Source organism: Microbacterium sp. MAH-37 (assembly GCF_009758255.1).
GTDB lineage: Bacteria > Actinomycetota > Actinomycetes > Actinomycetales > Microbacteriaceae > Microbacterium.
In genome coordinates this window covers 1-21296 of the sequence record NZ_WSEN01000012.1, presented here as the reverse complement: position 1 = coordinate 21296, position 21296 = coordinate 1, and the positions used below count along the sequence as shown (strand labels likewise).

The 21296-nt window shown below is 70.7% G+C and carries 12 protein-coding genes; all 12 read right to left on the bottom strand.

The window, feature by feature from the left end:
- Nucleotides 1-85: 85 nt before the first annotated feature.
- Nucleotides 86-1141 carry a hypothetical protein gene (locus tag GON06_RS18420; protein ID WP_157313874.1) on the bottom strand — a complete coding sequence of 352 codons (1056 nt, stop codon included), beginning with the start codon at nucleotides 1139-1141 and terminating at the stop codon, nucleotides 86-88.
- Between the two features lie 43 nt (nucleotides 1142-1184).
- A complete protein-coding gene (locus tag GON06_RS18415) occupies nucleotides 1185-5705 on the bottom strand; it encodes an FtsK/SpoIIIE domain-containing protein (RefSeq protein WP_157313873.1) in 4521 nt (1506 codons plus the stop codon).
- Between the two features lie 46 nt (nucleotides 5706-5751).
- A complete protein-coding gene (locus tag GON06_RS18410; protein ID WP_157313872.1) occupies nucleotides 5752-7506 on the bottom strand; it encodes an RDD family protein in 1755 nt (584 codons plus the stop codon).
- Entirely contained in the window at nucleotides 7503-8270 is a 768-nt protein-coding gene (locus tag GON06_RS18405) for a hypothetical protein (protein WP_157313871.1), read from the bottom strand. Before GON06_RS18405 ends, GON06_RS18410 begins: the two co-directional genes overlap by 4 nt.
- Nucleotides 8267-9913: a serine/threonine-protein kinase gene (locus tag GON06_RS18400; protein ID WP_332837726.1), complete on the bottom strand. Its 1647-nt coding sequence runs from the start codon at nucleotides 9911-9913 to the stop codon at nucleotides 8267-8269. Before GON06_RS18400 ends, GON06_RS18405 begins: the two co-directional genes overlap by 4 nt.
- Nucleotides 9910-11277 carry an FHA domain-containing protein gene (locus tag GON06_RS18395; protein ID WP_157313870.1) on the bottom strand — a complete coding sequence of 456 codons (1368 nt, stop codon included), beginning with the start codon at nucleotides 11275-11277 and terminating at the stop codon, nucleotides 9910-9912. The genes GON06_RS18400 and GON06_RS18395 overlap by 4 nt, the downstream gene beginning before the upstream one ends.
- Nucleotides 11277-12095, bottom strand: coding sequence for a PP2C family protein-serine/threonine phosphatase (locus tag GON06_RS18390; RefSeq protein WP_332837725.1), 819 nt, complete (start codon nucleotides 12093-12095; stop codon nucleotides 11277-11279). Before GON06_RS18390 ends, GON06_RS18395 begins: the two co-directional genes overlap by 1 nt.
- Nucleotides 12092-13306: an RDD family protein gene (locus tag GON06_RS18385; protein WP_157313869.1), complete on the bottom strand. Its 1215-nt coding sequence runs from the start codon at nucleotides 13304-13306 to the stop codon at nucleotides 12092-12094. The genes GON06_RS18390 and GON06_RS18385 overlap by 4 nt, the downstream gene beginning before the upstream one ends.
- Entirely contained in the window at nucleotides 13303-15717 is a 2415-nt protein-coding gene (locus GON06_RS18380) for a transglutaminase-like domain-containing protein (protein ID WP_157313868.1), read from the bottom strand. The genes GON06_RS18385 and GON06_RS18380 overlap by 4 nt, the downstream gene beginning before the upstream one ends.
- Entirely contained in the window at nucleotides 15714-16976 is a 1263-nt protein-coding gene (locus GON06_RS18375) for a DUF58 domain-containing protein (RefSeq protein ID WP_157313867.1), read from the bottom strand. Before GON06_RS18375 ends, GON06_RS18380 begins: the two co-directional genes overlap by 4 nt.
- Entirely contained in the window at nucleotides 16976-17947 is a 972-nt protein-coding gene (locus GON06_RS18370; RefSeq protein ID WP_116241237.1) for an AAA family ATPase, read from the bottom strand. Before GON06_RS18370 ends, GON06_RS18375 begins: the two co-directional genes overlap by 1 nt.
- 70 nt (nucleotides 17948-18017) lie before the next feature.
- The coding region (locus GON06_RS18365) for a fibronectin type III domain-containing protein (RefSeq protein WP_198346776.1) at nucleotides 18018-21296 on the bottom strand (3279 nt) is incomplete at its 5' end.

The following is a 21296-nucleotide window of genomic DNA, read 5'->3' as shown; positions in this document are numbered from 1 at the left end:
GCCCGACAACAACCACCCTACGAGACACCCTCGAAAACAGTCGATGGGGACAACTACCCATGCCGCGGACTTGTGACACCGAAAGCTATCCCAACGCGATCCTCGTGATCAGGGCCGCGGCGGCGAGCCCGATGACCAGAGGGATCAGGCATCCGATGACCCCGGCGCGGCCGGCACGGGGAGCCGCGAACAGCGCCTCTCGTCGCGTGCTGCGCGCCGAATCGGCATCTTCGAAGGCCACGACCTGCTCCCCGCGTCCTCGCCCCTCGATGAGAGCGACGAGCGATGCGAGGTCGGCGACCCATTCCCAATACGTGGGATCGGTCATCGACAGATGACGGCGGGCGATCACGAACACTCGATCGTCGGTGACCTCGATGTCGCACGGGGCGGCGAGCGCCGTGATCGCGGCCTGCACCTCCGCTGAGAGCAGGTGACGCACGGCATCGGCCGTGGCGCGCGCAGTGAAGACCTCGAAGCGCGACGCGAACTCCCCCTCGATCTGCACTCGCTCCTGCGGCGCGGCGGGTTCCCACGCAGACGAGGCGACGGGAGCCTTCGTCTTGATGGTCATCGCGGGGAGGACGCCGCGGGATTCGAACGCGACGTAGTTCGCCGCTCGTGGCAGGCGGGCTCGCGCAGCCCAGGTGTCGAACGAGTAGTTGGCGACTTCGAAGGGGCGCGGTGCAGCGCCTCCGATGATGTCCGTCGCCACACGCGACGTCCCCACTCCGAACAGCGCGGCAGACCGCTCCGGGTCGAGCTGACCTGTCTCATAGGAGAGACCGTTCGCCTCGGCGAACCGGGCAAGGCGGTACTCCTCAGCCTCGCGTTCACGCGGACCACGGAGGTGCGAACGGATCCTCGCCACGGCGAGAGGAACCACCATGAGCGCGGCGAGCACGAATGTCGTCGCATCGGCGCCGTCAGCACCCGACATGAGCTGCACGACCAGGACCGCCAGCGCAGCGAGGACACCCGCGCCGACGACCAGCACGACCGACTGGAGGATGACCCACCCAGAGCCGACGACGACGCCGAACTGACGTCCCTCACGGACGACACGCTCCCGGCTCTCCTGCCTGGCGAGGGCCGGATCCACACGCGCCCGCAGCGCGGCATCTTCAAAGACTGTCGTCATCGTCTGCTCTTTCTCGACATCCGGGGAAGGTCGGCGCTCGCGCTCAATGACCGGGCGTCCATCGGTCCCCCTCCACCAGCGGCAGCTGCACCGTGACCGGGCGGCCGTTCTGCACGAAGATGCCGCGGCCGTCGGGGAAGTCGCTGCGCTTGACCTTCGGGAACGGCACCTTGAACACGGCGTCGCCGTCGAAGGCGTCGGGCTTGAGGATGATGCCCTTGCGGCCGGCCTTGAAGTCGCCGATGAAGCCGAACCCGCTGGTCACCTGGGTCACATCGGCGTCACCGATGAGCAGGTGGTCGCTGCGGTTGATCGCCTGGAACATCGCCTTCATGTCGCGCTCGGCCGGGCTGTCCGCGAACTGCGGCACGTCCTCGATGACGATCAGCATGCGCACCGGCACGGACTCGTCGCCGGCGATCTCGGTGATCTCCTTCGCCAGTTCCTTCGCGTCGTCCGGTGTGACGGCGCTGCGCGTCCAGTCCACCCAGTCCTTCAGCACCGCGCGGCGTCCTCCGAAGTGGAACAGCTTGACCTCGGGGTCGAAGCGGCGCACCGAGGTGATGATCGCCTTGAGCGCGTTGGTCTTGCCCGACAGCGGGGGCCCGGCGACCACGAAGGTGCCCACAGGGTCGAAGCCGCGCGCGGCGAGCGTGTCCTCCGCGACACCCAGCACCGGCATGTCGTCTGCACGGTCCGGCAGGTCGCGCAGCGCGAGCCTGGTGGGCAGCGAGCCGATCTCGGCGACCTCGCGGGCGCCGGTCGCCCGCAGCTCTGCCGCGAGCTGCTCGAGCAGCTTGGTCTGCTCGGCGACGTTCGGGGTGCCTCCGAGCGTGGCGATCTGCGTCTCCCGGCCGTCGACGATCGCGCGGCCCGGTGCGGAGCGCTCGTCGAGCACGTCCTTCGGGGCGTTCAGCATCGCATAGCCGCTCTCATCGGCGAGCCGGAGCACCACGCGGCGCGAGACGTTCGCGCTGACCGCGGTCGGCACGGAGCCCGCCCGGTCGGCGCTGGCGATCACGTGCACGCCCAAGGGACGACCCTCGCCGAGGATCCGCATGAACGTCTGATAGAACGGCATCCGCGCCGTCGTCGACTCCCACTCGGAGCGGAACTGCGGGAAGCCGTCGACGAGGAACAGGATGCGGGACTCGTCCCGCCCGGTGATCTCGCGGTACTCGGTCAGGCTGGCCGCGTTGGCCGCGCTGAACCGCTTGCCGCGGTCGTCCAGGATCCGGGCGAGCGAGCGCAGGATGCGCTGCACGCGCTCGGCGTCGTCGCCCGAGATGATCGAGCCGACGTGCGGCAGGATCTCCAGGCTCTTCAGCGCACCGGAACCGAAGTCCAGCCCGTACACCTCGACCTGCGAAGAGGCCTGATACCCGGCAGCGATCGCCATGGTGCGCAGCACCGTCGATTTGCCGGCGCCGCTCGTGCCGTAGATCAGCAGCGAGCCGTCCTTGTCGGGCAGGAAGTACGCGGACTCCTGCAGCTGCCGCTCGGGCACGTCCTGCTTGCCGAGCAGGATCTGCCCGTCGCCCAGCACCGGCAGGTCGCGCAGGTCGACGGCCTGCTCCAGGTCGTCGAGCCACGGCCGGCGCGGGGCCGGGATGGATGCCTGGGCTGCGGCCTTCACCAGCGTGGCGACGATGCGCTTCTGGTCGTTCGGGCCGAGGTCCTCGTCGTGCGAGTCCGACTCGGGTGCCTGCTCGGGCTCCCAGAGCTGGATCGATCCGAAGCGCAGCTCCGCGACCTTGACGTCCGCCGCCTGCACCTCGTCGCTGGACCATCCGCCGGCGTACGCCGACTGGAACGGCACCAGGCGGCCAGGGCCGGTCTTCGCGATGCCGCGGCCGGGGATCGACGGCGAGAAGCTCGCCGCCACCGGATCGTCCACGACGTCCTTCGAGTCGGACTCGTCGGCCATGCGCAGCGCGACGCGCAGGTTCGTGTTCGCGCGTAGGTTGTCCTTGATCACGCCGGCGGGGCGCTGCGTGGCCATGATCAGGTGGATGCCGAGCGAGCGGCCGCGCTGGGCGATGTCGACCACGCCGTCCACGAACTCGGGGACCTCGCCGGCGAGCGCCGCGAACTCGTCGATGACGAGCACGAGCGCGGGCGGGGTGTCGGGGTCACGGCGCTTCTCGAGCTCGAGAAGATCCTTGGCCTTCTTGCGGTTGAACAGGTGCTCGCGGTGGTGCAGCTCGGCGCGCAGGCTGGTGAGCGCGCGGCGCACGAGGTGCGGGCTGAGGTCGGTCACCAGGCCGACCGTGTGCGGCAGGTCGACGCAGTCGGCGAAGGCCGAGCCGCCCTTGTAGTCCACGAACAGGAACGTGACGCGGTCGGGGCTGTGCGCGGCGGCCATGCCGAGCACCCAGGCCTGCAGGAATTCCGACTTGCCGGCACCGGTGGTGCCGCCGACGAGCGCGTGCGGGCCCTGCAGACGCAGGTCGAGGGTCATGGCGTCGGTCTGCGACTGGCCGATGATGGCGCGCAGGTTGCCGGCCTTCTTCAGCCGCGGCTGCGGCGCACCGGAGCGGTCGATGATCGTGTTGTTCTGCCGCCAGCGGTCGATCACCGCGTTCGGGTCCTCGGCCAGGTCGCTGCCGACCAGCGACAGGAACATCACCGAGTTCGGGATGTCGGACGAGTCCTCCACCACGGTGCTGGAGTCCACCACCGGCGCGAGGCGCTTGGCGAACATCGTCATGTAGGCGTGCGAGACACCCTCGACCGCCACGTCGCGGTGGTCGCGACCGCTGCGCACGGTGCCCACCGTCGCGGCATCCAACCCCGTCGTGACGTCGAGGAAGGACCTGCACACGGCGGGCAGCGCCTCGACGACCGGCGCGACGAAGAGTCCGTAGACGCCGACGTCGGCGCCGCGCTCGAGCACCTGCGTCAGGCGGGCCCGATCGACCGGGGCGTCGTCGGTCACGATCACCAGCACCGCGGTCTGCCCGGGGAACGTGGCATCCTCGGCGGCGCGCTTCACGTCGGTGCCGTACATCATCGGATCCCAGTCATCGCCGTACGGCGGGCGCGGGGCGCTGGCCGCCTTCGACCGGCGCATCACGATCTCCTCCAGGCCGCTGAGCAGCGCGTTGCCCGTGGAGGCGGAGTCGGCGAGCGGCATCTCCTTGAACGGGTTGCGCTCGCTGGAGGTGTGCGGCAGCCACTTCAGCCAGTCCAGCTCCTGCGCCCAGCCCGGCTCGGTGAGCGCGACCGTGACGAGCTCGTTCGGCGAATGCATGCCGAACAGCTGCACGGCCAGCCCGCGCAGCGCATCGGCGGCGAAGGCCGTGGGACCTGCGACACCGAGGGAGCCCACGCTCTGCAGCGACTCCAGCACCGGAACATCCGTGATCAGCCGGTAGCGCTCCTCGAGCCGATCCACGCGCTCGACGTACTCCGGCAGTGCCTCCGGTGTCTCGGTGCGCTTGATCTGGGTGCGGGAACGGTCGGTGCAGGTGCCCAGCCGCACAGCGAGGAAGTTCCAGTGCTCGGGGCGGCGGGTCCACAGCATCGGCCCGAGGCGCATCGCCTCGTCGAACACGACGCCCACGGGGGGCACCTCGTTCTGTCGCACCTCGCGCTCGCGCGGCACCGCGTTGTAGAGCTTCTCCTCGAGGCGTTCGTACTGCTGCTCGAACAGCTCGGACTCCTTGCCCAGGCGCTGGCCGAGGTTGGTCTTCTGCGAGATGAAGTTTCCGAACATCATCATCGGCGAGGCCGCCGCCATGAGCAGCGAGAGCACACGACCTGTGACCGCCCACATCGTCACGGCGAGCAGGATCGGCGCGACGAGCATCGGCCAGGGGAACAGACGCTGCACCTGGTCGCGCGGGTAACGCGGCTCGTCGAGCTCCTCGCCGACGAAGCGCGCCTCGACGCGCGGGCTGCGGTTGAACAGCAGGGCCCCGCCGCGCTCCAGGATCGGGTCCTTCTCGGCGGCGGAGCCGTCGTAGTCGCCCACCAGGTGCACGACGAGCTCGCCGTCGCCGATCGTGAAGGGCTGACCGGGGATGACGCGCAGACGCTGCACCAGGCCGCCGTCGACCAGGATGCCGTTCGCGGAGTTGAGGTCCACGACCTCGACGAAGCCGGGCCCGATCTCGATGCGCGCATGCCGCTTCGACACCAGTGGATCGGAGAGGTGCACGTCGCTGGACGGGTCGCGACCGATCATGAAATGCCCGTGCGGCAACGGGAATTCCCGTCCCGCGGCCGGACCGCTGAGAGCGGTGAGCAGGGCCACGGGGCGCGCGCTGCCGAACCCGGTCGCGACGCGGTCGGGGCCGAGGTTCACGACCTCGGCGAGGAAGCCTGAGCCCAGCGGCGCGTCGCCGACCACGAGGTCGGGATTGAGCACCTCGGGAGAGTCGCTCGTCGGCGGCGCCACCGAGAGGGTCAGCGTGTCACCGGCTCCCACGCGGATGCTGCGCTGCGGATCGGCCACGGCGATCTGCCGGGCGACATCCGCGACCGTGGCAGTCGAGTCCGTCATCACCACGATGTCGGTGAGCGGGGCGCCGGGACGGCGCAGGGTGAGCTTGACCCTCATCGTTCATCCTCTGATGTGTCGGGGAGTGATGTGTGCAGACGGGCGATCACAGCTGCTCGACCCGCAGCATCCGGTCGCCGAAGCGCACGCCGTCACCAGCGGTGAGCGGCTGCGGCTGCCCCGGTGCGAGCGCGGTCTCGACACCGCCGCGCAGCACGGCGGAGCCGTTCGTGGACCCGCGGTCCACCGCGAGCAGACCACGACGGGTCGGCATGATCGCCAGATGCGTCTTCGACACCGAGCGGCTGTCGTCGGCCAGCGGCACCAGCTGCACGGAGCCCTCGCCGTCGGCCGGCTTCGGGGAGCGCCCGATCAGCACGGTCGCCCGCACCTCGATGCGCTCGCCGGTGTCGAGCACCAGCACCGCGCGCGGCACCGATGCCGACGTGCCGCCGGTCGGCGTCCGGCCGGCGGCGGCGGATGCCGGAGACGCGGATGCTGCGGCGGCGGATGCTGCGGACGCGGATGCTGCGGCGGCGGGCGAGGCCTCCTCGGGCGCGACGGTCTCCACCGGAATCAGGGTCTCTGCGGGGATGCGCGTCTCGCCGGAAACGGGTGCCGCGGCGGCGGGCGCAGGGGCGGGCGGGGTCGCGGCGGCCGGCGCTGCCGCGGCGGGCGCCGGTGCGGCGGGCGCGGAGGCGGCCGGCGTGGAGGCGGCGGGCGCGGGCGCGGCAGTCGCTGGCGCGACCGGCGTTGAGGCGGCAGGCGCTGGCGCGGCCGGTGCGGGTGTCGCGGGCGCGGGCGCGGGCGTCGCCGCCGATGGCCGTGCTTCCGGGGTCGGTGCCGAAGTCGGCGCCTGTGCGGGCACGACCGGTGCCGGTGCGGCGGGCGCCGCTCCGTCCGCCTGCGGCTTCAGCGAGGGGACTCCCGTGATCATTCCCATCGCCGCCGCGGTGCCGGCCGGCGCGAACGGCGCGGGCCCCTGCGACTGCGGGGCACCGGAAGCCGGAGTCCACGCCGGAGCGGGGGTCGGAGCCGGGGCCTGGCCCTGGGGTGTGGCCAGCCCGCCGCCCGAGGACGGCGCAGCGGGAGCGGCATCCGTCGCTCCGTTCAGCCTGCGGGCGCCGAGCACTCCGCCCGAGAACCGGCCGGTCGGCACGTACTCGGCGGTGCCGGGGCGATCCACCGCTGTCGCGAGCGAGGGCAGCGGCGCCTTCTCCTCGTGCAGGGTGACGGTCTGCTGCTTGCGCGCGATGCGCATCCGCTTGACGTCGTAGGGGTCGAGGCCCCGTCGCACGTCGATGAACCAGGTCGCCGCGACGAGGTCGGGCCAGCCGCGACCACGACGCTCGGAGTCGAGGAACGGCGAGATCACGATCACCAGCAGCGGGCCGATCAGGGGGACGATGAACGACGCACCGAGGATCAAGTACCGCACCACCGCGCCCCGCCAGAACCCCGGTCGCTCCAGCGTGCGCACGTTCACGGAGCGGATGCCGAAGATCGCCTTGCCCAGCGTCACGCCCTTGCGTCCGTGCAGGATCAGCTGCACGAGCGTGTAGGCGGTCACCAGCACGTTCGAGGCGATGACCGCGACGAGCAGCCAGATCAGGTCTCCGCGCTTCCCGAAGGCGGCGGGATCGAAGGTTCCCGCCGTGATCGACAGCGCGATCGGCGTGAGCACGAGGGTGGCCGGCAGCGCCAGCAGCACCGCGAGCACGAGTTCGGTGAGGGTCGAGAGCACCCGCATCCCGCTCCGTGCCGGGACGAGCCCGAGCGCCTTCGCGTAGCCAGGGTCGGGACGCCCCTGCGCGTCGAGTCCCTCGATCGCCTTCTCTCCGCTGTCGACCTCCCAGATCATTCCGCGTCGTTCTCCGATTCCGTCTCGTGATCCTGGTCGAGCAGCGGCAGGTCGTCGCGGGTCACCAGCCGCGAGGTGACCGCGTACTCGACCAGCCGCGCACGTCTGTTCGTGGCGCCCGAGCGGACTCCGCCGCGCATACCGGGCACGCCGATGCGGTCGAACTTGTCGCACACGTTGTCGAGCTTGCGGTTGAACCGCGTCACGGTCCACCCCAGCCGCTCCGCGGCAGCCGCCGAGGAGGGGATGGCGCTCATCCCGGTGCCGTCACGGCGCAGCATCGGCTCGGCGAGTGCCACCACCAGCAGCTTCTGGCTGAGGGTGAGCGGCACCTCCCCGATGGTCGAATCGCCGTCGAGGAGCTCCTGGCGCACCGGGCGGAACTTCGGCTGCGCCGAGTGCACCACCAGTTCGTAGGTCGTGGGCCCCGCGGAGAACACGATCGTCGTGCGCGCGAACACCAGCGGCAGCCGGGCACCAGGCGACAGCCACGCCTGCACGCCGCCGGAGGCGTCCGTCACCGAGGCGGACAGCCGCGTACCGACGTTCGTCAGCCACCACAGTCCCTGCTCCTCGGAGATGTCGAGGAAGTGCCGGTGCAGGAACAGATTGTCGTCGATCGCGAGATCCCCCTCGCGACCGACCGTGAAGCGGCCTCCGGCGAGCACCGGGAAGTACTCGCCCGCGAACTCCACCGTGACCTGTCCCGGCGGCGCCGGCTTCAGGATCGGCTGGGCCCCGGTCTCCAGTTCCTCGTCGGTCATGGCGTGCACTCCCGCACCGGATCCGAGCTCTGCCCCTTGTCGCGGCGGAGCACCACTTCGATGCAGGTGGCCCCCGACGCCTGTGCCGGGACGCTCACCGTCGTCTGCTCGGTGGTCGCGGCGTCGCCGGGCCCCTCGAGCGTCACCGGCTGCCAGATGTACGTGTCGCCGTCCTGCGGATCCGGGTTGGTCCAGGTGAAGACCACCTGATCGCCCTGACGCACGCCGGTCAGGTCCCCGACCTGGGGGACGAGGGCTGAGATCGGATCCTGCGGAACGGGCTTCTCGTCGGATTTCACCGGCGTGGGAGCCGCCTGGTTCAGCAGCGCCCCGCCCACGAACCACGCCCCGCCCACGATCAGCGCGAGCACTGCCACGGACGCCGCGGCCCACCCCCACCACGGCATGCCGCGGCGAGCGGGCTGCGGCTCGTCTGCGACGGCGGGTGCCGTCGGCTGAGCCTGCTGCGGCTCGGTGGCGTGCGGTGTGAGCACGCGCGGAGCGCGCAGCATCGTGCGATCGTCGTCCTCGTCTGCGGATGCGACGGGCGCGGCATCCGCCGGCACGCCGCGCTGGACGGTCGCCTCCAGGGCGGATGCGTCCAGAGCGGGAGCGGCCGTGAACGCGGGAGTGCCGGCGGGCACGTCGCCGAACGAGATCGCGGGGGCCGGAATCTTGCGCTCGGTCGTCGCGGACGGCCGGGTCGGGTCGATGCTGACGATCTCGCGGACCCGGGTCAGACCGTCGTCGTCCTCGTCGACGCCGCCGTCGTGCGGCTGATCGTCGACGATGTCGACCGGGGTGACCGAGTGCGAGAGCTCGATCTGCACCTTCTGCAGCGCTCGGGCGAACGCGACGGCGCTCGGGTACCGATCCGCCGGATTCTTCGCCATCGACTTCTCGAGCGCCGACTGCAGGCTGCCGGGCGCATCGGCGCGGCCCAGCGAGGGCAGCGGAGAGCGTTCGATCCGCTCGATCAGATCGGCGCCGGAATTACGACCACCGGGCTGTTCGAACGGGGAACGGCCGGTGAGCAGCGTGTAGATCGTCGCGCCCAGCGCCCAGACATCGGATCGCGGCGTCGCCGAGGGCGGGTCGGCGAACGACTCGGGCGGCGACCACGGGATCGACATGCCGGTCGCCTCGCCGACGCCCTGGGTGGTCGAGGCGATGCCGAAGTCGGTCAGCGCAGGACGGTTGTACTCGGTGACGAGGATGTTGGCCGGCTTGATGTCGCGGTGCAGCACGCCCGCGCGATGCGCGGTCTCGACCGCACCAGCGACCTGGATGCCGACGCGCAGCGCCTCTGCGACCGAGAAGCGCTCGCGGCGGGCGCGCAGCTGCAGGTTCGGCCTGGGGCAGTACTCCATCACCAGGTACGGCCGGCCGTCGCCGGCGACGCCCGCCTGATAGATCGTGACGATCGCGGGATGCGTGGACAGCATCGCCATCACGTTCGCCTCGTCGGTGAACTCCTTCACCGCGCTGCCGGTGATGCGATCGGCGAGCAGCACCTTCACCGCGACCTTGCGGCGCGGCATCTCCTGCTCATACAGGAACACGTCGGCGAACCCGCCGGTGCCCAGCGGATCGAGGTAGGTGAAGCCCGGAAGCGCGGGCGGCGCGGACGGCGGACGGCTCACGGCAGATCCTCGAACGTGATCGTCACCCCGTCGCCGAGGTCGACCGTGTCGCCACTGACCACGACGTTCTGCTCGCCCGGGTGCAGGCGCACCGGGTCCGCACCGGTGCGCAGGAGCGTCGAGCCGTTGGTGGTGTGCAGGTCGATCACGACGCAGGCGCCGGCCTCGGGACGGATCTCCAGGTGGTTGCGCGAGATGTCCTGCTGCGGGCTGTCGACGGCGATCAGGTGCGGCAGGTTGTCTCCGCTGGCGCGCGTCGAACGCGGCCGGCGGCCGATGATCACCGGACGGTCGAGCTCGACGACCTGGCCTGTGGACATGCGGATGCGGCCGCGTGTGGATGCCGGGACGTCGAGCACCGCCGTGGCGGCGTCCGGCGCCACAGGGGCCGGCGGAGGCGGAGGCACCACGCCCTCGCCGCGCATCGCGCGCAGTTGCGCGAGCGAGATCGTCGCGCCGTCGTGGTCGCCGTCGGCCGGGGGCGCCGGCGGGGCGGGCGGCACAGGGGCTGCGAGCGATGCCGGGCTGACGATGGTGGACTCGACGTCCTCCTCCAGCACGTCGGTGAGTCCGAGCGTGGCGAACGGATCGGTCTGCGGGTGCGGTTCGGGCTCCGGCTCGGCGACGGGCTGCGGCTCCGGCTCCGGCTCCGGCTCCGGCTCCGGCTCCGGCTCCGGCAGGATCTCCGGCTCGGGCACGATGTCGGCCTCGTCCTGCGCGGTGATCACCGGCTCCGCCACGACCGGCTCCGCGACCACCGGCTCCTCGGCGACCGGCTCCTCGGCGACCGGCTCCTCAGCGACCGGCTCCTCGACCACCGGCACCTCAGCCGGCACGAATGCGGCATCCGGAGCGGGCGTGACGGCGACATCGGGGACCGGCGCGAGCACGGCGTCGGGGAGCGGCGGTGCCGCGGCATCCTCCTGCGTGAAATCGAGCGTGATGCGGGCGGCCGTGATCACGCCGTGCGAGATCGGGAGTACGCGCCCTGTGACGTCCTCGTCGACCAGCAGTTCGGCCTCGGCACCGCGAGGGACGAAGTGCTCGCTCCAGGTGGTGACCTCGGCGCCGGTGAAGGTGCGCTCGTCGCCCTCCGCATCGGTGACGCGGGCCGAGACCCGCCCGCGCACCGCGACCCGCACGTCGGCGCCCTCGCGCACGACGGCGACGAACGGCGGTATGGCCGCGAACACGCCGCCGACGTGCGTGGTCAGCACGTCCACGACAGCGCTCAGGCCTGCGCCGCCCTCGATCACGTCCCAGAGTCCGTCGACCAGGCGGTCATCGGCATCCGGCGGCAGCACGACCACACCGGTGCGCCCGATCAGGGACCACCAGGTGCCCAACTCGTATCCCGCTCGCATCACTGCACTCCTCCGGTGGCTTCGGCACGCGGCAGCGTGTCGACGTCGATGTCGATGGTGTCGTCTCCCCCTGCGCCCTCGGGGCGCGTCCTGACATGCACGGCGTCGACGACGACCGCCGTGATGTTGTCGCGACCGCCCTGCTCCAGGGCGGCGGCGACGAGGTGATCCGCAGCGACCTGCGGATCGCTGTGCTGCGAGAGGATCTGCGCGATGACATCATCGCCGACCTCCGAGGACAGCCCGTCCGAGCAGACCAGGATGCGGTCGCCGGTCTCCGCCGGGAGCATCCAGTAGTCGGCCTCGCCGGTGCTGCCGGCGCCCAGCGCCCGCGTGATGATGTTCCGCCGGCGATCGCCGCGCGCATCGGACTCGAGCAGCTCCCCCGCGTCGATCAGCTCCTGCACCACCGAGTGGTCGACGGTGATCTGCTCGAGCTCGCCGTCGGACAGCCGGTAGGTGCGCGAGTCGCCGATGTTCACGGCCAGCCAGTACCCGACGCCGTCGACGGAGGCGACGGCGACGCCGCTGAGCGTCGTGCCCGCACGGCCGGTGCCGGCATCCGACAGCGCGTCGATGCGGCTCTTGGCGCGTGCGATCGCGAACCGCACGTCGTCGAGCGCGACCGCCGGCCGGCCGACCAGACCGGCGAACTCCTGGATCGCGCCGGCGCTGGCCTCTTCACCGGCCTGGTGACCGCCCATGCCGTCGGCGACCAGGAAGAGCGGCGCCTGGACCAGAAGGGAGTCCTCGTTCAGCGTGCGACGAAGGCCGGCGTGTGTGGCCCAGCCGCAGGAGACGACGATCGGAGGGATCACGCGTAACCGCCGATCGTGACGACCCGGTCGCCGATCTCGATGACGTCGCCGAGGCGCACGCGGGTGCGCTCCCCCGGCGTGCACGCGATGCGCACGCCGTCGCGCACGATCGTCATGCCGTTGGTGGAGTGGCGGTCCATGATCCAGCCGCCGGAGACCTCGGATGCCGCCTCGAAGTGCGTCTTGGACAGCGAGAGCGTCTCATCCCGGACCGGCACGACCACCGCGCCGTCCTCGGGGGACGGGTTGCGGCCGAAGATCGTCCGCCGTGACACCGTGACACGACTGCCGTCGTCCCAGGTGAAGACCAGACGGTGGCCCGGGATGCTGATGCGGGTGTCCTCGACATCGTCCGGATCGAGCGGCTGCACCGGCTCCGGCGTCGGCTCCGGGTCGGGACGCACCGGCGCTGCAGGGGCCACGTGGGCGTCGACGACGGGCGGTACAGGGGCGACGACCGGCTCGGCCGGCGCCGAGTCGCGGGTGACGCCGGGGACGAAGGCGATCAACGACTCGGGCGCAGCGGCGGATGCCGGAGCAGCCGGCGGCGTCGGCGCGACGACGGTCTCATCGAGGTCCGCGACGCCGGCGGCGGGCGGAACCGGCGCGGGTGGCACCGGGGCGGCCGGCGCGGGCACCGGAGGCACCGGCGCGGCTGCTCCGGGCAGCGGCGGACGGGGCGGGATCTGCATCGCCGAGGTGGGGGCGGCAGGCATCGCCGACGTCTGCGGTGCCGGAGGGACAGGGGCTGCGGGACCAGCCGGGACCCTGGCATCCAGCATCAGCGCGCCCGCGGCCTTGTCGTGCCAGCCCTGGAACCGGCCGGAGCCGTCGAACAGCGGCGAGAAGTACCCGACCACGATCCAGGCGGTCACCCCGAAGACCAGGTTGCGCAGCAGCGCCTTGCCGAAGCCGAGCGGTGCGCCGTCGCCGGCACGCGCCAGGCGCAGGCCCTGCGCGCGCATCCCGATCGATCCCGCGCCGCCCTGCATCGCCGTGTAGACGATCAGCCATGCCAGCATCACCAGCGACATGACCCCCATGCCGACCGCGTACGCGGTGAGGTATCCCTCGGGTCCGGCGGACACGGCGATCACGGCCACGACGATCGTCAGGACGATCGCGAGCCCCGCCGCGATCAGGGCGTCCACGACGTAGGCCAGCACTCGCCGGTTCACCGGCGCGACCTGTCCGAAGGGCAGCATCGTCATGTCGTCTCGCTCTCGGGTCCTGCAGTCTTCTCGGGTGCTGCAGATGTTTCGGGGGATGCGGAGGTGTTCTTGTCGATGGTGCCACCTTCGCGGCGGACGCGCGCGGTCGCGGCATCCTTCAGCTCGCCCAGCTTCGACGCCATCACGCCGCCGCCGAGCAGAGAGCGCAGGCTCAGACGTGCACGCAGCCGTCGCCAGAAGCCGGCCTCGGCTCCCATGCCGGCGACGATGCCGTCGACCTCGCGCCAGAACGCGTCGACGTCCTCGGGCGTCGGATCCGACGGGCCGAACACCTGTGCGTCGGCGCGATCCGCCAGCGCCGTGACGGCGGGAACGGCGAGCGTGGAGGCGACGGCCGTCGCGTCCTCGGCCCGGGTCGCGCCCGGCGCGGTGTGCGCGCCGTAGTCGCTGGCGCGATCGGTCAGCTCGTCCCAGCCGCCGCTGATGCGATCCGAGGTGCGCTCCGCGTTGCGGCGGCTGCGGCGGCGCGCGGCCTTCCAGGCGCCGATCACGATGAACGGCGAGGCCAGCAGGGCGATCACACCGAGCGAGATGCCTCCGATCGCGAGGATCAGGCCGATGATGCCCCAGATGTTCGCCGCGTCGTCCTCCGGCTCACGGTCGTCTGGCAGCGTCGGCGGCAGGTCCACCGGCTCCTGCGGCGGGGGCGGCGGCTGCAGCACCTGCGGCTTGGGATCCGCGCGGGGCTTGGTGTTCTGATCGTTGGGGACCTTGTCCTCCGGCGGGGTCGGGTCGAACGCGACCCAGCCGTGCCCGGCGAAGTTGACCTCGACCCAGGCGTGCAGCGTGTCGCCGTTGGCCTGGAACGATGCCGCGCCCGCCTGCTCCTCGTCGGGGTAGAAGCCCATGACGACGCGGGCCGGGATGTCGAGTTCGCGGGCGAGCAGCGTCATCGCGACGGCGTACTGCTCGTCGTCGCCGATCATCTGGTCGCCGCCGATGAGCGTCGAGATGCGCTCCGACGTGTGTCCGGCGCGGGAGATGACCTCTCCCTCAAGACCGTGGCTGAAGAAGCCGCCCTCGGCGAGGAACACCTCCAGCGCGGCGACCTTCTCGATCGGCGTCTCCGCCTCTTCGGTGACGTCGGCCGCCAGCCCGGAGAGCTCCTCGGGCACGTCGGACTGCTTCGGCATCGCGACCGACCCGAACTTCGCGTCGCCGAGGCTCTTGTCGTCGCGCTCTGCGGGGAGCGTCGTCTCGAGGGTGTAGGAGTCGCCCTCGGCGAGCGGGGTGGTCGTGATCGCCGTGGCGCTGGACTCGTTGTAGTAGGTCGTGCGGCGCAGCTGCTCGGCGCGGTCACCGGTGAACTCCAGCTCGTTGACCTGCCCGGCAGTGGGGATCCAGACCTGGTCGTAATCCTTGATCTCGACCTTGAGCGTCGCGCGCTCGCCCTCGGCATCCACCGACATGTTGCCGCGCAGCGGCGTGAACGCACCGGAGGAGCCGTTGCCGGCATCCGAGACGTTGTAGACCTGGCCGTTGAAGTCGTCCATCGCCGCGAGGCGCATCCGGGCGCCCTCCGGCAGGCCCCGGACGGTGAAGAGCGTGTTGTCCAGATCATCGCGCACATACTTGCGGTACGACTGCAGCGGGCTGGGGTACTCGCGGATGTTGAACGGCGGCACGATCGTGTCGCGGAACACGTGCCTGGGCTCGGAAGGATGGGCGAACGCGCTGGTCGCGACACCGGCGCCTGCCGCCACCACGAGCACCGCGGCGCCGGCTCCGACACGCCGCCAGCGCATCTGGGAGGCGCGCGTGGGATCGACCTCGCTGACCGAGACGGCCGCGTTCTGCGGCGCCCAGATCTGCCGCAGCGCCAGCCAGCCGACGCTGACGAGCGCGAAGACGACGCCCTGCGCGATGGGGGCCGCAGGCGAGGGGACGCCGAGCGCGATGCCGAACCCGACCGCGAACCCGGCGGGGATCAGCGCCCAGCCCCCGTTGTTCAGCCGCAGCGCGAGCGAACCGGTGAGCACGCTGGCGACGAGCAGCAGCAGGAACGGCACGAGCGCGTGTCCGTCGGTCACCGCGACCGGAGCCACCGTGGTCAGCAGCTGCTTCCAGGAGGTGATGGAGCCCAGCGCCAGCTTCTGCAGGGTGTCCAGCGTCGGCACGACGCCCGCGATCGTCGTGTGCGGCAGCGCGAGCGCCCCGCCGAAGACGAAGTAGGCGGCGATCGTGAGACCGGCGATGATCAGGATGCCCCAGCGGCGCCAGGCGCTGACCGCGGCGATGCCGAGTCCGAGGATGACGGCGCCGACCGCGGCGGGGAGGTAGGAGGGGCCGGCGAAGGTGGGCCAGAAGCCGACGACGGCGACCGCGAGCAGAAGAGCCGAGGCCGTGAGGTCGAGGATCCAGCGCCGGGGGCTGATGCGGGACGGGGTCATGCGAGCACCTTCTGCAGGGCGATGGGCAGCTGCTCGAGTGCGGCGACGGTGACGACGTCGGCATCGCCGATGCGTCGCAGCGTCGGGTTCTCGGCGCGCAGATCGACGACGATCGCCAGGGCGCGGGCCCCGAACGGCACGCGCGCGCACGCGGCCCTGAGGTCCTCGGTGCTGGTCTTCGAGCCGGTCACGAGCACGACGAAGCTGGCGAGCGCCATGGTGGCGGCGAGGACGCCGGCGAGCTCGACCAGACCGCCGGCCTTCGGCTTGGAGAGCTCGACCGTGGACAGCGAGTCCAGCAGCTGCTTTCCGGTGCCCGCAGGCAGGTCCTTGCCCTGCACCCGCAGGTCGACGCGCTGCGAGTCGCGCAGAGCGCGCAGGCCGACGGAGCCGGCGATCGACACGGCGCGCTCGAACTCCTCGTCCTCGGCGTACTCCGCGGTGTTTCGGGACAGTCCGATGACGAAGTGCGAGCGCCGGGTCTCCTCGAACTGACGCACCATCATCGTGCCGGTGCGTGCGGTCGAGCGCCAGTGCACGTGGCGCAGGTCATCACCGGGCTGATACTCCAGCAGAGCGTGGAAGGACACGTCGTCGCGGGAGAGATCCGCCGCCGGCATCCCCTCCAGGTCGCGCAGGAAGCCCAGGGACTGCCCGTCGAAGAGGACGGTGCGCGGGTGGACGTACAGGTCGACGGGCTCATCGCGCCGGTGGGCGCGCTCGAACAGGCCCAGCGGATCACCGCGGACCACGCTGACCGGACCGACCTTCACGACGCTGCGCTTCTGCGTGGGGATCGCGAAGAGCTCCTCAGCCTTCTGGCCCGGTGCCAGTCGCTGGATGCCGAACTCACCGCGCCCCGATCCCACCGGAAGGACGACGCGCGAGGGCAGGATTGCCCGGTTGCTGCCGTTGGAGAGGGTCAGCGCGCCGACCGCGCGCTCGCCCACGACGACACGGGTGCGGGCGAGATCCAGCGCGACGTCGTACTCCGTCCGCCCGATCAGGAAAAGCGCGCACAGCGCCACAGTGACCGTGATGATCATCGCGGCGACCGTGAGCTCCCACCAGCCCAGCATCAGGCCGATGACCCACAGGGTCAGTGCCAGCCCGATGAGCACCCACGCCAGCGGGCGCACGGCGGACAGGATGAGCCGGAGACGCGCCCCGATCCGCGATCCGACGACCGCCGCGATGTCCCGCCAGCCGGCGTCTCGTCGGGTGGTCGACGGAGCGGCGGGAAGAGTCTCCGACGCCATCACGCCGCCGTTCGCGCCTGCGGCGCCGCCACGGAGTCCAGGACCCGCGAGATCACGACGGCGGAAGTGGTGCCGGCGAACTCGGCCTCTGCATCCAGCAGCAGACGGTGCTGCCACACCGCGGGGGCGAGAGTCTTGATGTCGTCGGGGAGGACGTAGTGGCGTCCGTGCGCGGCCGCCCAGACCTTCGCGATGCGGACCATGGCGATGGCGCCACGAACGGAGACGCCCAGGCGCACGCTGCTGTCGTTGCGGGTCGCCTCGGCGAGCTCGGCGACGTAGCGCAGCACGGCGGGCTCGACATGCGCGGATGCCGCGAGGTCTGCCATGTCGGCGACCGCGCTGGTCGTGATGATCGCGGACAGGCTCGCCGACGGGTTGCGGTCCGACGCCCCGGCCAGGATGCTCTCCGTCACCGCGAGGTCCGGGTAGCCGATCGACGTCTTGATCAGGAAGCGGTCCAGCTGTGCCTCGGGCAGCTTGTAGGTTCCGGCCTGCTCGACGGGGTTCTGGGTCGCGATCACGAGGAACGGGCGGCCGGTCTCATGCGTGACGCCGTCGACCGTGACGCGCGACTCCTCCATGACCTCCAGCAGTGCCGACTGGGTCTTCGGCGAGGCGCGGTTGATCTCGTCCGCGAGGACGATCGAGGCGAAGATCGGTCCGCGGTGGAACTCGAAGCGGTGCGCCTGCTGGTCGTAGATCGTGACGCCGGTCACATCGGACGGCAGCAGGTCGGGCGTGAACTGGATGCGGGCGCTCGTGCCCTGCACGGTTGCGGCCAGCGCCTTGGCGAGGCTGGTCTTGCCGGTGCCCGGTGCGTCCTCGAGGAGCACGTGCCCCTCGGCGAGCATCGAGGCGAGCACCAGGCTCACGATCTCGCTCTTGCCCTGCAGCGCCTTGTCGACGTTGTCGACGAGGCGGTTGAAGGTGCCCTGGAACCACGCCGCCTGTTCGGGGGTCATCGTCATGAGTGGGGAGTTTCCTTACGTGTGGATATCGGATGCTGTGGTGCTGGGGCACCATGCGGCGGTCGCGCCGCTACCAGTCTCGTTTTTCGTACGCCTTGCCATCGATCGTGACCCAGACCTGGTTCGGAGGTTCCCGAAGCATGTTGCCGTGGTGGCACCACAGGTCGAAGCTGGCGTTCGCCCCGAAGCTGTAGGTGTTGGTGCTCCAGCCGTCGGGGAAGGCGTTGCTGTAGCAGCGGACGGAGTGGCTCCCGGACGGGAAGGTGCTGTTCGTGTTCAGGTGGAACTTGTGGCAGCCGTCCGCGCAGTCCGAGGACCCGACGTATGCTCCGTTGGTCACCCAGGCCCTGGGCGGGTCCGGGGGCGGCGGCCTGTCGTTCGTGCGGGCGGATGCTGTTCCGTCGGCCGACCAGCCGGCCTTGTTGTACACCTGCACTCGGATCGAGTACGTCGTCTCATAGGCGCTCGGCGTCGTGTACTGACCGCTGCCGCTGTTGGCTGCGTCCTGCCAGCCCCCGCCGTTGATGCTGTACCGCGCATTGGTGATGCTTGCGCCGTTGTCGCCGTTCGGGCTCCACGTGAACGTCACCGTGGTGCCGTTGTTCCTCGCGGTGACGTTCGGCTTCGGCGGGATGCCGAACGGCACCACACCGGCGGATGCTCCGGACTGGTCGCTGATGTACTGCTTCCCGCCGACAGTGGCGACCGCGCGGACACGCACCGAGTAGCTGGTGCCGTTGTTGAGCGGGTCGATCTTGGAGCCGTCCCAGTCGCTCTTCCAGCCGCCGCCGACGTTGTACTGGTACGTGGTCTCGCCCGTCGTCGCGCCGTTGAGCTGCGACTCGGTCAGCCTGTACGAGTTCGGGTCCACAACCAGGTGCTTGTCGCCATAGCTCTTGATCTTCGGAGTGGCGGGGGTGTCCGGCTTGATCGCGGCGCGGCGCGGAGCGGATGCCGGGCTCAGGTCGCCCCATCCGGCCTTGTTCTGCGCCTGGACCTTGTAGGTGTACGCCGTCGTCGAGGTGTCGACGACCACGGCCTGAGAGGTCTTGCCCGCCGCGACCGAGATGGTCTGCTTGACGGTGGACCCGTTGATCACCTGCAGCCGGTAGCCGTCGATCGCGTCGCCGTTGTCGTTCGGCGCGACCCACGAGACCTGCATCTGGGCACGGTCCCCGACCGGGGTCATCTCTGCCGTGGTCGGCGCGGCCGGTGCCGCCGGAGGCCCGGCCGGGATCTCACCGAGTGACGAAGGACTCCAGCTCGACGGATCGGGGGCGAGGTTGTGCGCCCGGATCCGCACCGTGTACTCGGTGCCGTTCTCCAGCCCCGTCCACGTGTAGGAGTTGCCGGTGATCTGCGTCTTCTGACCGGCTCCCACGCCGCCCGAGAGCTCGAGCGTGTAGTACTCGACCGGCGAACCGGGGGTCGACGGAGTCACCCACGAGATCTTCAGCTCCTTGTCGCCGAACACCATCGTCGGAGCCGCAGGGGTGTCCGGACGCGCATCGGGCCGGGCCTCGGCCGACGACGGCGAGGGATCCGACTCACCGACGCGGTTCGTCGCGGTCACCTGGAACAGGTACTTGACGTTGTTCGTCAGGCCGTCCAGGGTGCAGGTCGTCGACTCGCACTTCCGCTCGTAGGAGTTCCCCTGCACGGAGCGCACCGTGTACTCGGTGATCTCGGCGCCGTTGTTCGCCGGAGGAGACCAGGACAGCACGACAGTGCGGTCCTGCACACTCGACACGGTGGGAACACCCGGGGCATCCGGCTTGCCCTGCACGGTCAGGACGATCAGGCCGTCGACCTCGCGATCGGGGTCCTCCGTCGCGTCACCGATCCGGTAGCGGACGGTCATGCTGCCGACGAACTTCGCGTCCGGCGTCACGTCGACCTTGTCGCCGACGACGTTCGCCTTGCCGTTGCCGGTCTCCACTGCGGCGGAGAGCAGACGCAGGTCGCCCTTGTCCTCGAACGGGTTGAAGTCGTTCGCGAGCACGGGGACGGTGATCTTCTCGCCCTGGTTCGCCTCGGGGAACGTGTCGGTGTTCGCCGTCGCCAGAGCCCTGGTGGACGCCGTCACCGTCACCTCGACCGTGCCCTCGATCGGCTCGGTCTCGCCGTCCGTGACGCGGACCGTGAGGGTCGCGACCGTGCCCTTCGGCGTCTTCGAGGAGGCCTCGACCAGGAGGTCGGTACCGTCCATCCGCGCGGTGATGCCGTCACTGGCACCGCCGACGTAGGTGAACTCGTGCTTGCCTCGATCGGCGGGGTCCGGGTCGTCCGTCAACTCGGCGAGGTCGATCGAGACCGCGTCCTCGCCGGGGGCGACGTTCAGCTGACCGCGCGTGAACGTCGGCTGCTGGTTGTCCGGGGGAAGCACCGTGATCGGGATAGACAGCGTGGCCTTGCGGCCCTTCGGGTCATCCGGTCCCGTGCCGTCGGTCACCTCGAAGCTGAGCGCATCCGCGCCGAAGTAGCCCGCGACGGATGTGTACACCAGCGTGCGCTCATCCTTGATGAGGTTGTCGCCGTTGGCGTGCGTCGCCGAGACCTTCTCCGCCTCGGTGATCACCACGGAGCCGCCGCCGGCCACGGTCACGTAGTCGTCGAGGGGAACCTCGACGGTCTCACCGCTGATCACCTCGATGGACTTCGACGAATCGACTGTCGGACGCAGGTCGGCCAGCGCGGGAACGTAGATGAAGGCCGAGGTGGTCTGGTCGTCCTGATCCGTCAGCGTGTACTTGACCAGCTGGCGGGCATCGCCGATCTTCACCCGGACCTTGCGGTCCTTGACCACCGTGCCGCCCTCCTCGACGACCAGCTTCAACGAATCCGTCGTGCCGTCCGGATCCTCATCGTTGGCCAGCACGTCGAGGTCGACGTTCACGCCGTCCTTGACGTCCTCGCTCTTCACGCGGTCGTCCCGGGCGATCGGGAACAGCAGCGGCACGTCCTCGTCGACGGTGACCTGCAGCACCGCAGTGGCCTCCGCGCCCCGCTCGTCGACGATCGTGTACTGCAGCGATGTCTCGACCTCGGAATCCGGTGCCTGCACGAGAATCCGGTCGCCGGAGACGCGCGCCCCGAAGCCGGGGACGTCCTTGGGCGGAGTGATGCCGTTCTTGACGAGCGCGATCTTGTCGCCCTCGGGGTCGGAGTCGTTCGCGAGCACCGGCACCGCGACCTCGCGCCCCGGCCGCACGACGACGGCGTCCTTCACCGCGTACGGCGACTGGTTGACCTGCTCGGTGGGCGCGATGCCGACGGTGACCGTCGCCGTGCCCTCCTTGCCGAGGTTGTCGCGCACCTTGTACGTGAACGTGTCCGTCCCCGTCGAGTC